The 14852-nt window shown below is 36.5% G+C and carries 12 protein-coding genes and 1 pseudogene; 1 reads left to right on the plus strand and 12 read right to left on the minus strand.

Annotated elements, in window-relative coordinates; translation table 11 throughout:
- Nucleotides 1-154 precede the first annotated feature (154 nt).
- Nucleotides 155-1090, plus strand: coding sequence for a serine hydrolase domain-containing protein (locus AN957_RS14595; protein WP_342668489.1), 936 nt, complete (start codon nucleotides 155-157; stop codon nucleotides 1088-1090).
- 220 nt (nucleotides 1091-1310) lie between these two features.
- Here the strand turns inward: AN957_RS14595 and ppsA are convergent, their stop codons facing one another.
- From ppsA to AN957_RS14655, 12 genes and pseudogenes are all read right to left on the minus strand, one after another.
- Nucleotides 1311-3920 (minus strand): phosphoenolpyruvate synthase, encoded by a 2610-nt coding sequence (gene ppsA, locus AN957_RS14600; RefSeq protein WP_056684809.1) that lies wholly within the window; start codon nucleotides 3918-3920, stop codon nucleotides 1311-1313.
- A gap of 117 nt (nucleotides 3921-4037) precedes the next feature.
- A pseudogene (helD, locus tag AN957_RS14605) lies at nucleotides 4038-6373 on the minus strand (RNA polymerase recycling motor HelD).
- 341 nt (nucleotides 6374-6714) lie between these two features.
- Nucleotides 6715-8331 (minus strand): DUF4179 domain-containing protein, encoded by a 1617-nt coding sequence (locus tag AN957_RS14610; protein WP_056684812.1) that lies wholly within the window; start codon nucleotides 8329-8331, stop codon nucleotides 6715-6717.
- Nucleotides 8309-8875, minus strand: a complete 567-nt coding sequence (locus tag AN957_RS14615) for an RNA polymerase sigma factor (protein ID WP_056684815.1) — start codon at nucleotides 8873-8875, stop codon at nucleotides 8309-8311. The genes AN957_RS14610 and AN957_RS14615 overlap by 23 nt, the downstream gene beginning before the upstream one ends.
- A 588-nt stretch (nucleotides 8876-9463) precedes the next feature.
- Complete coding sequence (locus AN957_RS14620) at nucleotides 9464-9919, minus strand: GNAT family N-acetyltransferase (RefSeq protein ID WP_056684818.1); 456 nt, start codon at nucleotides 9917-9919, stop codon at nucleotides 9464-9466.
- Between the two features lie 202 nt (nucleotides 9920-10121).
- Nucleotides 10122-11342, minus strand: a complete 1221-nt coding sequence (locus AN957_RS14625; protein WP_056684821.1) for an MFS transporter — start codon at nucleotides 11340-11342, stop codon at nucleotides 10122-10124.
- A gap of 4 nt (nucleotides 11343-11346) precedes the next feature.
- Entirely contained in the window at nucleotides 11347-11598 is a 252-nt protein-coding gene (locus AN957_RS14630; protein WP_056684824.1) for a hypothetical protein, read from the minus strand.
- 32 nt (nucleotides 11599-11630) lie between these two features.
- Nucleotides 11631-12053: a DUF1801 domain-containing protein gene (locus tag AN957_RS14635; RefSeq protein ID WP_056684827.1), complete on the minus strand. Its 423-nt coding sequence runs from the start codon at nucleotides 12051-12053 to the stop codon at nucleotides 11631-11633.
- 23 nt (nucleotides 12054-12076) lie between these two features.
- On the minus strand, nucleotides 12077-12892 hold the full coding sequence (locus AN957_RS14640; RefSeq protein ID WP_483772894.1) for a GNAT family N-acetyltransferase: 816 nt from the start codon (nucleotides 12890-12892) through the stop codon (nucleotides 12077-12079).
- A 47-nt stretch (nucleotides 12893-12939) separates the two neighbouring features.
- Nucleotides 12940-13569, minus strand: coding sequence for a kinase (locus tag AN957_RS14645; protein ID WP_056684830.1), 630 nt, complete (start codon nucleotides 13567-13569; stop codon nucleotides 12940-12942).
- Between the two features lie 33 nt (nucleotides 13570-13602).
- Nucleotides 13603-14160, minus strand: coding sequence for a histidine phosphatase family protein (locus tag AN957_RS14650; protein ID WP_056684833.1), 558 nt, complete (start codon nucleotides 14158-14160; stop codon nucleotides 13603-13605).
- A gap of 20 nt (nucleotides 14161-14180) precedes the next feature.
- The gene (locus AN957_RS14655) at nucleotides 14181-14717 is read right to left on the minus strand and encodes a GNAT family N-acetyltransferase (RefSeq protein WP_053476215.1); all 537 of its coding nucleotides are present in this window, start codon (nucleotides 14715-14717) and stop codon (nucleotides 14181-14183) included.
- Nucleotides 14718-14852: the final 135 nt, after the last annotated feature.

Genomic DNA, 14852 nt, shown 5'->3' on the forward strand with positions numbered 1-14852 from the left:
ATAAATCTTATTGTATAGATCATAGCTTATGAACTCAACTATGATTCTTTTTTACTTTTAAACAACAGAACACGAATACAGAAATGTACCATTATAATGAAAATATAGTAAAGTAAGATTATATTTATCTTGGAAGTTGATGATGGAGGTTCATATGAAATTACCGCATATCAATATTCAAAACCTTATGGATAATTATCATGTAACTGGACTTAGCATGGCTTGTATTGAAGGTTGTACAATAAGCAGGACAGAATGCTACGGTTTACTTAATACAAATACAGTAAAAAGCGTAGATAGTCATTCGATATTTAGCGCCTGTTCAATTAGTAAATTTCTAACATCAATGTTAGTAATGAAATTGACAGACCTGTGTATTCTTGATTTAGATCAGGATGTAAATGAAAAACTTGTATCGTGGAAAATTCCTTATAATGCATGGAATATAAGAAAAAGAGTAACCCTAAGAAATTTACTTTGTCACCAATCAGGAATGATCGATCCTGAAGGCAGTTTTCCTGAACTCGATTCGAAAATAGGGTTTCCTACAATAGTCCAGCTATTAGAAGGAAAAACCCCCTATTGTAAAGTTCCTATTGAAATGAAGTATGAACCTGAAAGCGACTTTCAATATTCAGATGCAGGCTATTGTATTATACAGCTCTTGATAGAAGATGTGACTGGAAAAACTTTTAACAAAGTAATGAATGAATATATTTTTCAACCATTACTTATGGGAAATAGCACATTTGAACTTCCTATTGGAGAAGCTGATCTATCCAATTTTTCAGCTGGTCATAACAAAGTTGGTGATGAAGTAAATGGAAAGTATCCCATTTATCCATATCCTGCTGCTTCTGGTTTATGGACAACCCCTTCAGATTTAGCTCTGTTGGTTATAGAATTATTAAATTCCTTAAAAGGAGAAAGTAAACTTAATCTTCCTGTAAATAAAGCCATTGAATTGGTAACTCCACAAGGTGGTAAAGACTGGACTAGGCTAGGTGTTTTTCTTGAGAAAAACGAAAAAGGAATTGAAATTTCATCATTTGGCTGGGGTGTAGGTTTTCAATGTATGATGGTAGCCTGATTTGGAAACCGGGCTAGTCATAATGACAAATACCGACCTCGGTGTTCATCAATTGAAAGGGATTATTGGAGATATTTACAGAGCTTACTCTTTTTAATTCATTCTACTATCAATCTTGGTGCTGTGACCTAATATCATTTTTATTTATAACGGTTGGTGAGGCACCGCTCCGGTACCCTCTGGAGCGGTGCTGCTAATTAAATTTGGACGTATTCAGCAATTACAATATTTCTATAAACCCTTCTGTACCGTGCACGCGAATTCGTTGTCCGTCTTTTATTAGTTTAGTAGCATTTTCTACTCCGACAACTGCTGGTAAGCCGTATTCACGTGCGATAACTGCTCCATGGGTCATTAATCCACCAACTTCTGTTACTAGGCCTTTTATGGATACAAACAATGGTGTCCAGCTAGGGTCAGTAAAGGAGGTGACTAATATATCTCCATCTTCTAAATCAGCATCTTCCATATTTAAGATGACACGAGCGCATCCCTCTATAACTCCAGCAGAAACAGGCAGACCAACAATAGCGTCGGCTGGGAGATTTTCTCGTTTGTACTTACCTGCAATGATTTCACCATCAGACGTGATAACACGTGGCGGAGTTAGTTTCTCATATAATTTGTACTCGTCTTTTCGATTGCTGATGATCTGGTAATCTAGTTTATTTATGCGGACGACTTCGTGAAGTTCTTCAAAAGTGAGATAGTATATATCTTCTTTTTCATCAATAACACCTGCTTGTAAAAGTTGTTCGGCTTCTTTCAGTAATGCCTGCTTATAAACGAAGTAACGATTAATCATGCCGTATTTTGGATATTCCCTAAACCCGCTGAAATTCCGGATTAGGTCGATTATTCGTTTTGTTTCTTTGGCTTTTTGCTCACCATCCGGTAATTGCTTCAATCGATCTAATAACTCTTGTTCTTTTTTCAAAGCAACACGCCGTCCTTGCTCATATTTCCGATTACCGGCATTAGGCTCAGAGTTTTTGATATTACTAAGAATCATAGGGACAAGTGTAATCGGTTTTTCGCTCCAACGGGTTTTCGTAATATCGATTTCTCCGGCACATCGCATTCCATATTTGTTAAGATAAGCAATTATTGCGTCTAGAGTTTCCTGTCCCCCATCTAACATAACCAGTTCATCCAAAAAGTGATCTTCTTTTACATGTTGTAAATAAGTAATTACTTCCGGATAAGGACGAATCACATCTGCAACATCCAATAGCGCCAGGCCCATTTCAGAAGTAATATTGTTTGGTACAGATTGAGAAAGCGTATCTGCTACGTTTTTTTCACCCAACCACTTGTTCATTTTTTCATTGATCCATGATGAAGCATCCTGTGCTGCTATAATCACACCCGAACTTTGTGGGTCAAATAAAATCTTCTTTAATTGCTGGATATCTTTTCGGATAAAATCAAATAAATCCGCGCCAGATTTCGTTTGGATGTTATGCTTTAACTCTTCAATCGATGTTTGACAACTCTTAATCAACTCAGAAACGATTTTCGGATTCTTTTCTATTTGTGTTTGAAAACCCACAGACGACATACGTTTATTGCTTTTATCGAGACTTTGTTCTTCATTTGGTAACGATTTAATAAAATCTCCTCGCTCTATTATGGTCATAAGGGCGTCTTTTATGAGCGGATCGGATTGTCCAAGGGTATCTAATAAAATTTCTCTGCTTACAGGTGAGGCAAGATTATGTGTGACATCAACAAACAACCTTCCACCAGCTTTACGCATTGGTGCAGGAGTCGTTAACAGATAAAAAGACAATCCCAGCGGTTTCATAGGATCGGTCATCATTTGTTGATGACCGACAGATACGTAAACGTGATTTTCATGATCAATTGCTTCGGGGATCGGGTATAAAGTCGTGATTGGCCGACTCTGGACGATATAAAATATATCATCAACTAAACACCATTCGATATCTTGTGGGCTACCAAAATAAGCTTCGATCTGTCTTCCAATACTTGCTAGTTGTAAAATCTGTTGGTCAGTAAGTGTTTGTGTTTTTTGCTGATCGTGATCTATCTGTTGAGTTTCTGTTCCACCTTCTTTTGGTCCATAGATAGCCAATTTCTTGTTAGCTATCATCTTATCTACTATTTTATCTTCCTGTACTTTATAACAGTCGGCATTCACCAAGCCAGAGACCAATGCTTCACCTAACCCAAAACCGGCATCGATTGATAGCAGCTTTCGGTTAGAGGTTATTGGATCAGCGGTAAATAAAATCCCTGAAGCCTGTGGGAAAACCATCCTTTGAACGATAACAGATAAATAAACTTGTCTGTGGTCAAATCTATTTTGTATTCGGTATATTACCGCTCGATCCGTAAAAAGAGAAGCCCAGCATTTTCTGATATGCTGCAAGATTGCTTCTTTTCCGATGATATTTAAATAGGTGTCTTGCTGACCAGCAAAAGAGGCATGTGGTAAATCTTCAGCAGTCGCACTAGAACGCACTGCATAAGCATGTTCTGCACCAAGCTGGGAAAGATAGTGACCAACATCACGCGCAACATCGGAAGGTATTTCTACTTCCAAGATGCTTTGTCGAATCTTCCTGCTGATTTCACCAATTTGATCTCGATCCCCTTCTTTTAGCATTGTTAGTTGATCCAACAATGCTAGAAACGTTTCGTTTTGTTCGATTACTTTCTGATATCCTTCTGTTGTAACACAAAATCCTTCTGGTACTTGAATTCCTTCAATTTTTGATATTTCCCCTAAATTTAACCCTTTTCCACCAACGAGCAAAAGCTGTGTTTTTTTCATTTCATGGAAACCAAGAACCAAAGAATTCATTTCTACATTTCCCCTAACCATTACATTTTTTATTTTTTTTGATATATTTAAACCTTTGCGTTTTTTATGTGCTTCTATTGTCAAAAAGTACGCTTTATGACAAGCCTAAAAACTGAGTTAAGCTTGGATGAAACCTTCTCGTAATACGTTTCGCAATAACTGGCTCGGTTCACCTACGCTGTAAAGCTGCAAATAATGCATAGCTCTGGTGCAGGCGGTGTAGAAAACACTGCGCAGATTCTCATCACCATATACATCCTCTGAAGCATCATAAATGATGACAGCATCGAATTCGATACCTTTGGACAAATATGATGGTACGACAACAACTCCTTGTTCGTATTCAATCGAGTTACTCTTCAGGAGTTTAATTTCTTCGATGCCAGATAGGGCTTCATATGCACTTTTACTTTCCTCAGCAGATTTGCATATAATCGCAATGCTACTAAACCCTAAACCTCTAAAATCTGCGACATTAGAGGCAATGTATCTGTGCAATTCTGTATGATCGGCAACTTGTTTCAGCACGGGTTGTTCACCCTCCCGTTCAAAAGGGATAATACTTTCACCGTTCGGAACGAGTCTTCGTGTAAATTCGATAATCGGTTTGGTAGATCTGTAGCTCCTTGCTATTGTGATTACCTCTGTTTCATCTAGACCATATAGGTTGGTTAGGGTTGTGAAATCAACCATTTCGCTGGCATGTACGAATATCGCCTGATTAAAGTCGCCGAGCACAGTCATCCTGGCTGCAGGAAACAAACGCCTCAAAAACTCAAATTGAAATGGGGAATAATCCTGTGCCTCATCAACAACGAGGTGTTTAATGGAACTGTTCGTCTGAAAGCCTAGAATCAGCTCTTTCAAAAGTAATAACGGAGTAGCATCCTCATAAAAAAGTTTACCTTCATCTAGCATTTCCAGCGTCATTCGACAAATATCCGGCCACCTTTCCGGTTTCTCACCTTCTATCCAATCACTGATCTTTAGTGGATCAGCAAATAGCTGTTTATACATCCCATTCATGTCAACGAAACGAAACGCTCGGACTTGTTTTCGTAAGGGCTTCATTTTCTGGTGAGCAATCAATCTGGCGAGTGATTCTGGTTCGATCTCATAATCGGCTATCACTTCTGCTTTATAGCCTCGTTTTTTGCTAAGTAGCAATGTGCCTTATGGTAATCATCGTTGCTAAGGACTTCGATTTCCTCCAAAATCCATGGCTTTGTCTGTTCGACCTTTTGGGCCTCATTTATTTTCTTAATGAGCCAATCCTTCAAACTTTCAAGTCTGTTATGGAAACGGTGTGAAGCGTCATGACTGTAAAACCTTTCTGCTATTTGTCGTGCAGTAACGATTGGTTTCCCTCTGAAGCTAATGTCCTTAAATAGCATTCCCGAACCTTCTAGGGATTGTCTGTATGATTTGATTGCTTCAAAAAAACGAGTAGATGCTTTGAATTGTATACTCGCAACCCTAGACCTATACGAAGAAGTATTCGCAGCTGTTAAAACATATTCCAATTGATCAAATGGATTTTCAATTTGAAACTCTTTGCTCAGACGATGGTCCATATATTCTTGGAAAGTGACATGTTGCATATTCTCTTCGCCGAGTTCCGGCAGCACATTCGACACGTAACTATTAAAGATGGAATTAGGCGAAAAAAGAATGATTTGATCAGCATTCAGACGATCTCGATATTTGTAGAGTAAATAAGCAATTCGTTGCATAGCTGCTGAAGTCTTGCCACTCCCAGCTGCCCCCTGAACAATGAGCAGTCTCCCTTGATCATGACGGATGATCCGGTTTTGATCCTGTTGAATGGTCGCTACAATATTGTGCATTTGTTTGTCGGTCCCTTTTCCCAGAACCTGCTGTAAAACCTCATCTCCAATGGTAAGACTCGTATCGAACATGGATTGAAGAACGCTGCCTCGGATTAAATATTGCCACTTCTTCTCCAATACGCCTTGGATTGTGCCTCCGGGTGTTACATATTTAGCCGGGCCGGGCTGGTAATCGTAGTAGACACTTGAGATCGGAGCCCTCCAGTCGTAGATAAGGAAATCTTCGCCACTAGGATCACTAAGCGATGAGATACCAATATAGATTTGGTCCTGAGTTGAAGTACCCTCTTCAATAAAATCAATCCGTCCAAAATAGGGAATTTCGTGCATTTGCCGCAGCGTGGACAAACGCTTAGAAGCATGTCTATGGGCACTTTGGTTTACTGCCAGAGCTTGAGCCTCTTGCCTCAAGCCGATAATGGTCTCAAGATAATCATCAAAGGTATCCGTATTTACCTTGATTTCATCCCAAAAGTGCTTGCGGATATGAACCACTTCGTTTCTACGCCTGGAGGTTTCTTCCTCTAATCTGTTGATTTCCTGTGTAATTGTCGTCATTACACTGTCTACTCGTTTTTGCTCCTGCTGAAGTTCCGAATTCATAGCAAACACTCCTTTAAAAAAATTAATAAAAAGGGTTGACTAACGCATCGATCACATCGTATAATTAAAATAGGGATAATATATTAAAAAATATATAAACGATGTATATCTATATAAATTTACCATAAGTTCTCACTTTTATCAATGTATTTATTGAATTCTATGTTTGTCGATTCATGAGCGATTCTTTACATGTCTTCTAGGGGGTACCGTCAACTTTGGCGGTACCCCCTAATAGCTCTGTTGTTTAGCTAACTTAAGTGGGAGGAGCAAGTTTGCACAGCAAATAAAAAGATAGGAACGAAGCCATAATTGGTTTCGTTCCTAATGTTTTGTTCTTTTTAATATAATGGAATCTCCCACTTATCTTCAACATCGTAATAACGAGTAACAGATAGCAAGTGTAATGTTACCTCTTCTGGTATCTCATTAATGTCATACACTTTGAGCTCGATAGTAGTCTTATAACGTCCATTCTTATCTTTCTCATTTAAAACGGAACCACTATGAAAGGCTTGATAGACCTTCCCTTTGTTGTCAGTAATAACCCAGTCACCCAGGTCAGATCCAGGCAGTTCTTTTCCGCCTTCCATCTCGATAGTAAAGGTTGTTTCCTTCTCAATTGGAATAAGCGACTTACGAAGGGATAATTTATTCTTTGTATCCGCTTCTTTAATAGTCATATAGTTGCCTTCATATTCAAATTTGACAGGAGTATTTTTAAATTCCTTTGGTTTGACTTTTATCGAAAAATTAGAAGGAACGGTCTTTGTCACACCATCTAATACAAAAGTAAGATTTTGATCATTTTTCTGCGGAATAAATGATTCGTTCCACATCACTTGACCAAGTTGTTCCATATCCTGTCCAGAACCTTGGATAAGTCCTTCACCACTCGGATGCCCTTTACCTTCCATAAATGTATTATGATAATATACAGCCTCTCCTTGCTCATTTTCAATATGATATTGAATGGCTGTTCCGTAATTGGTAAAAGAATGGATATTTCCCTCGCCAAATTTCCTTTTAAGCATATCAATTTCAGTTGCCACTCGTGTTCTTTCTTCCTTTGTAAATGCAGTTTCATATAACAATTCGTTAGAAGAAGGTGCAAATCGCACTTCCTTCATTTGAATAGCCACTCCATCTGTGCTTATTTTTGCTTCCTTTAGAGGAAGGGTTGTTGTATATTTCCTGTTATCTTTTAAATCCACTGGAACATTTAATTTCCAGCTGCCTTTTACACCATTTAGTTCGACTAAATCAAACATAATGGTAACTTTATCAAGTGCAGGCTGTTCCCGTAATGATAGTTCAACTAACCCGTAATCACTGCCTTCTGTCCATCCGCTCCCTAGATGATTAAGCGTTTTTCCATTTTGATCAATTGCTGTAATCTTATTTCGCGATTCTGGAATATCAAGATATGTGTCCTGTGGTTCTCCTTTTTCACTTAACACTTGGAATGACAAGGCTATCCTGGAGGTATCGGCGACTACATCCTCTACTTTAAAGGTAAGTCCGTTATTCTTCACTTCAAGATTGACCCGTTCAGCAAGTCCTGCTTCAGATGCCATGCGCAGCCCATCATCAACTTGATCTGTTGAGAATAACCCACCTATCCATTCCGCAAAGCTAGGACTGAGTGCTGTACCAAGACCTAGTGTTAGCAGAATTGCTGCTGCGGAATACATAATTCGTTTCCAAGGTTTTCTTTTCTTACTGACTATCTTATGTTCATATGGTTCTAACTGATCAAGTATCATTTCTGAGAAATGATCAGGTAACGGTGGCGTTTGCAGTGTTTCTTTTAAAAATTGCTGTTCCTCTTTAAAAGCATTTACTACTCGCAAACAGTCTCCACAGTTTTTAATATGATTGTGTATCTTAACCTGCTCTTGTTCTATAAGTAACTCATCAACATACTGTGAAAGTTTATCTGCCGCATGACATCCCATGAAAATATCCTCCTTCACGTTTTACTGTATCTCTCATTTTTTTCTTAGCCCTATGAAGTTTATTGCGAACTTGTGAGAGAGGGATTTCGGCTAAATCACTTATCTCGTCATAGCTTAATTCATTTACATATCGCAAAAGAATAATCATTCGCTCATCTTCAGGCAACGTACCAATTAGCCGTTCCAATTGTCTGCGTTTTTCTTTTTTCAGGAAAATAATTTCTGGATGATTCGGATTAATAACCTTTTCGTCGTTGACTTCCACCTGCTTCATTTGATAGTGTTTCTTCCGGAACTCATCCATACAATGGTTAATCGCTACCCTATACATCCAGCTCGAAAACGGTCCTTTTTGATCATATTTTCCTAACTGGTTGTATACCTTAATGAATGCCTCCTGCACTAGATCTTGCGCATCCTGCGGATTTTTTGTCATTCGCAAAATTGTGGCATATAATTGGTTTTTATATTTATTAATAATGTGTGCATAGGCTTGTTTGTTCCCTGAAAGCACTTCCTGCACCCATTGAAGTTCATCTTCCATTTTGACCTCCTTGCTAAAACAATCATGCGCATGTCTTGTTTTCATCTTACACCTATTAAAACGAGTTATGGCGTAAAATAATTTCATTGTTTATCAAATAATTTTATTTCAAGTCAAAAAAAGCCACTTTCCAAAGCTGGAAAAGGCTAAGAGCCATCTATGGTGTTTCAATGACAAATTCTTCATATTGGATTGGTTTCAGGTACTTTGCGGTTTTAATCTGAATACCCTTCTATTCTTTCTGCAAATGGTTTATCATTTAAAGATAGATAAATTCTTCCCGTTAGCATCATCTAACCAGATTGGATTTCTTGTGCCCTTATTATCAACAATTACTTCTATTTGCATGTCAAAATATCTCCATTTTCAATATCACCAGAACCGCTTCCACAAATCGCATCTAGTATCTACCTGTTAGACAAATGAGTCTTGTAAAACGTTTCAAAAGTTAAGCCCAATTCGTTTTTTTATTCATTAAAAAATGCTGCGCCAAAATAATGGGCAGCATACGATTTATATTTGATAATAATAAGGGTAAAATCAAATGATTTTACCCTTGAAATATATTGTTTAACCTGTTAAAAAATCTTATTTATTAATATACTTTACAACCGCCATTTCCTTCCCAAAACGGTCGCCATTGTCTATAAATCCTATGCTTGAATACAAATAATGTGCACCTAAATTACTCGGGTGATAACCTACTATTATTTTCTCCGCATTCGGCAATTTAGCAATCTTTGCAATCATTAACTCCGTTGCCTTTTTGCCAATGCCCTTACCTTGGTAATTTTCATCAACCATAATTCTGTATACCCAATAGCCATCTAGCTCTTCTAGCACAGTATTATACATGAGAAAGCCTACTACTTTATCTTCAAGATATATCGCATATGGTTTTAAAGTTGGTTCAAATTTAGATTGTGCGATTGATACCGCGTTCGGTTCAAGAAATGCCTTCTGACTTTCAGAAACCTCTAATAGGCAGCATTCATACCAATTATCTGAATTTAATTCCTTGAGTTTAATATTCTCTGTAATCATGATAATTCCCCCTCTCAAATATAGGGGAATAGCAAAGTTACATTAACTAGGCAGATTCCCCTTTTTAATCGTAACGACAACTAGTATTTTATTTAACATAATTGAACGCCTCCTTTACCAATCAATCGTTCTAAATTTTAATATTTGTATATTTAAGAACTTTTAAAGTCTATCATAAATAACATTATTTTCCTATACTTTTTTACAAATTCACTTTCACATTCTCTTCGAAATACATAGATTTTGCTGGAATCATGACCGTTGCTAAGAGTATTCCAGCAAATCCTGTACTAACGATTGAGAAAATAATACAAACTGCCTGTAATGAAAACCAATCAGCAGTTAATCCGAGAAGTAATGTCAATCCAATTTGAATCATACCCTGTACCATTTCTGCAATACTTCCAAATCTCCCCATTAGTTCGACTGGTACATTGTTTTGGAAAAAGGTTTGATAGCCTGAATTTGCAAAGGCCATGAAAAAACCTAAGAATATAAATGCCAATGTTGCCGATAAGAAATTAAAGGAGGCATAAAAAAATACATAGCCAACTGCAGTTAAAAACATGCCTACACCTAAATATAAGCGTAATTGAATCTTTTTTGCTGCAAAAGCAGCGACAGACCCACCAGCCAATGCTCCAAGACCTGTAATGCTAACAATCCACCCATAATCCTGATCAGATAACTGTAAATACTGTTTAATGAACGTTGCTTCCTGTGAATCAAGGGCAAAGCCTACTATCATCGCACTTTGAAATAATATGTATACAGTAATAAAGTATTTTGCTGATTTGGCAAAATCTCGTATTACTAACCAATCCTGAATAAGCGTTCGCCAATTGATCTGTTCTCTTTTATTTTCTACTTTCTCATCCACATTCGGTAAAAGGTAAATAAAAAATGCACAAATAAAAAATGTAATTGCATTTATAAAAATACAAAACTTTGTTCCCACAAGCATAATTAGAAATCCAGAAAGTGCAGGACCGACAAGAAATGCCCCTGAACTGATCATGCTCATTAATGAATTGAATCTTTTTCTATTTTCAGCAGGAACAAGTTTAGTCATATAAACAGATGAACTTGGACCAAAAAAAGAACCTGCAATATTAATCAATAAGAGTAATGCATAGATAGCCCAAAGCGAGCCCAGAAATGGAATGCATAGTACAAATACCCCCCGAATAACATCAACCATTATCATTAATTTTCTTTTATTCACACGGTCAATGATACTACCTGACCAAGTATTTGTTATTAATACGGCAATGGGTCTGATCATGTAAAGCCCTGCCACTGCAGCTGCTGAACCTGTTAAGTTTAATATTGATAGATTTAGAGCAATTAAGTAAATCCAGTTGCCTAAATATGATATGCCAATCCCAGCTATCAATAAAAGTGGATTTTTCCAAGACTTCATTTATTCACCTAATTTCAAAAGCTTTTTCGCTTATTTTAACTAATACGCCATTTTTTATTGAATAAACACCATTCCCTTCTGTGGCTTCGAGATAACCATTTTGAAAATAGGCACCTGTTTTCTCATCAATCTCATAATTAAAAGAAGTTTGTAATTTATTCACTGCATTTCTTAAATGGCTCTCATCGTCCCATTCTGTAAAGTGGACATTTGTAAACGGCGGGCTCCCGCCAAATAAAAATAGATGAGTGTTCATTTGATCACCCTTTGAAAATTGCCAGATTTCATTTACTTTTCAGGATAGGTCTCCCGTAAAAATTTTACTGATTCAATAATCAATTCTTTTAATACATTTTCATCAATATCTTCGATTTTATTAATATATACACAGGCTTTTCCTGTTGTGTGTTTTCCGAAACTCTTTAACAATTGTTCTCGTTTCGTTTCACCTGGTGCGAAGTAAAGGCTAATTTTTGCTTTTCTTGGTGAAAAACCAACAAGAGGTGCATCACCCTCATGACCGGAATTATATTTATAATGATAAGAACCAAATCCTATTATGCTTGGTCCCCACATTTTTGCTTCAAATCCAGTAGTTTCTTTAAAAATATCTAATAATTTGTAGGCATCTTCACGTTTTTTGGGACTTTCAACTGCTTCAATAAATTCGATGACACTGTTATCTGTTTTTTTAGTTTTTAGTTCGTACATAATGGATACACTCCTTTTTTGGATCAATAATTAGGTATAACAACTGCATGACAAGCTTTTTCATAGAACTCAATCGGACCTGCTCCACCGATAATGGCATACTCATATCCGATTTCTTTCATCTCTCTTAAACAATGATGCAGGAGTAATGTTCCCACCCCCTTTATCCGATTCGATTTGGATACGCCCATTGGACCAAAATAGCATTTTCTCCTTTTATACACATCAAAGGCTGCAAAACCTATAATTTCTTCTTCTCTAACGGCAATATATATTGAAGGGTCAGTTAATAAAAAACCATCCCTCAATGTTTTCGACCATTCAGATGAAAAATTTGTTTCAACAAATTGTAATAAGCAAGAATAATCATTTTTATTTGCTTTCCGAACAATGTTTGAATCAGAATGTGGAAAGTTTAATTGACCTAAATGAGTAATCATATCTCTTGGGGTCGTACCGAGGGTCATAATGATATTTTTGTCTTCAATTGATAAATAATGGTCAATGACTTTTGTTGTTAATAATGCTTTGAGTAAATGCCCTTCATTTACAAACACTTGATTATAGTTTTTCATATATTCGACTGCTTCTTGAAAAACGAGCTGGACCTCTTTAGATACCGGAATATTAAAAAGAACATTATTTTTTTGAAACTCAGTTGAATTTGCTTGCGCATTTCTAGCAAATTCTCTTAATGAAGATAGTTGCAATTCACATTTTAGTGAAATCTCCCCGAGGACACCCGTTTTTTCCTGAAGGCTTGCTATCAATAGATGAATAGGCATTAACACATTGTCTTCGTTTGCTGCCTTTTCTGCTTTTCTCATAAGTCTCAACATTCTTTCCGTAAAATGAATCGATGAATATTCCAGTTTTCCCACCCTCTTTATTCAATAGAGTCTATAACCAGATCAGCTAGTCCAATCGGATTATCACCTTCTAGGTAATATCCCTCTCCTGGCCAATACCTTCTTTTATATTTATTTAGCCTCTCTTGGTAATCTCCAATATATGAATCTCGTTTTAGCACTCTTTCATATCTTACATCACGAGGGCAATCCAGAAAAATTGTGTAGTCATAAAAACTCCTCCATTCTTTCCTCAGGAGGAAGATGCCTTCAATAAGAATGATCGAGTCATTTGGGATAGAGATTTTCTTTAATGTTAATGTATCCTCCGAATGATTATAAAATGGAAGTATAAGGTTATTCTTGTTATTATGCAGTTTCCTAAATAAATCGGTTGAGAGCAGATTCACATCCCATTGAAGATAATAATATTCATACCATTCCTCATAACCTGTATCATATCGTTTATTTCTCTCAACAATATGATCATCAATATGTATAATAACAACCTTACAGCCATTGTTTCTTAATTCACGATCAATCCTATGTACAAGTGTTGTTTTTCCAGCCCCGCTTAACCCGTCAAACGCCACAATGAACGGACGTTGTTTACTAATACGCGCTGAATAGTTAATAAGTATTCCCTTAGTTATTTCCTCATTTGTCATCTCATTTTTTCTCACTTTCACTAAAAAAGTAATTCATATATCAAATAATCTCTTAACATCCCTCAGTTTTCCATTATCAAATTCAAGTGTATATATGTCTGGCATGGAAAGTTCCTTCCAAAACTCGAAATTATATTTTCCATCAAAAAAGTTCATAATTAAAACCATTATATTTCCATGTGTGCCAATGACAATATTATTTCCTTCGAATCGATCTAATATTTGAAAGGTAGCATGAATGCCTCTCGTTTGCGCAGCTTGATTTGATTCTCCGCCTATCCAAGAAAATGAAGGTTCATGCCAAACTTTTTGAACTGCCAAATCAAAATCCTCAACAGGTTCTACTGATAAAATTCGTTCTTTAAAACCATCTTCGATTATAATTTCTTTCCCGATATATTTTGCAATTCCCTCAACTGTTTGTATGGCTCTTTTGTATGGACTTGATATAACATAATCGACTTTTTCTGCTTCTAATAATTTTGTTACTTTATCTGCATCTAAAAAGCCTTTGTCTGATAGCGGCCTTTTCCACTCGTCAGCCGTATATATGGAGTGTGCATGACGTACAAAATATAGTTTTGTCAGCATATTTCTTCTCCTCTATTAAATTATATTTTATTCGGACAGTGCTTATCGTCCATGGTCTTATAATAGAAAATCGATGCATCCCATTCACCATTAGAAGATTTTGCATAATTAGGAATTCTTCCAGCCAGTTCATATCCTAATGACTTGTACAATCTGTTAGAAGGGTCACCTTCTCTTGTATCAAGCATTAATAATGACCTCTCTTCTTGTTTGGCTCGTTCTTCTACATTCTCCATTAGTCGTCTGCCTATTCCGCTTCGCTGGAAATTTGGATGTGTCATTAACTTTGCAATTTCTGCTCGATGAATCCCATTCTGTTTTGTGCATAAATGCAACTGAACACTTCCGACAATTCGATTGTCTTTAATTGCAGCAAATAAAAGAATCTCTTCATTGTTTAAAACTTTTTCCCAATACTTTGAAGCTTCAAAGTTAGACAGCGGCGATAAAAAGCCAACAGATGCACCATGTTCTACTACCTTTATTAAAAGCTCAGATAACTCATTAATTCTTCCTGTATTTGTTTTTATTTGCTCGACCTTTACATGACTGTTCATATCTGATCACCTCAAAATATTTATTATCCTCTTACTTTAATACGAGCAATGTTTTCAGACAACTATAAAATTTATTAATATTATAATAATCACATTTCTTAAACAAAAGAATTTAACAAAAAACGATCCTCAGTC

The organism is Cytobacillus solani (assembly GCF_001420595.1).
GTDB classification, from domain to species: domain Bacteria; phylum Bacillota; class Bacilli; order Bacillales; family Cytobacillaceae; genus Cytobacillus; species Cytobacillus solani.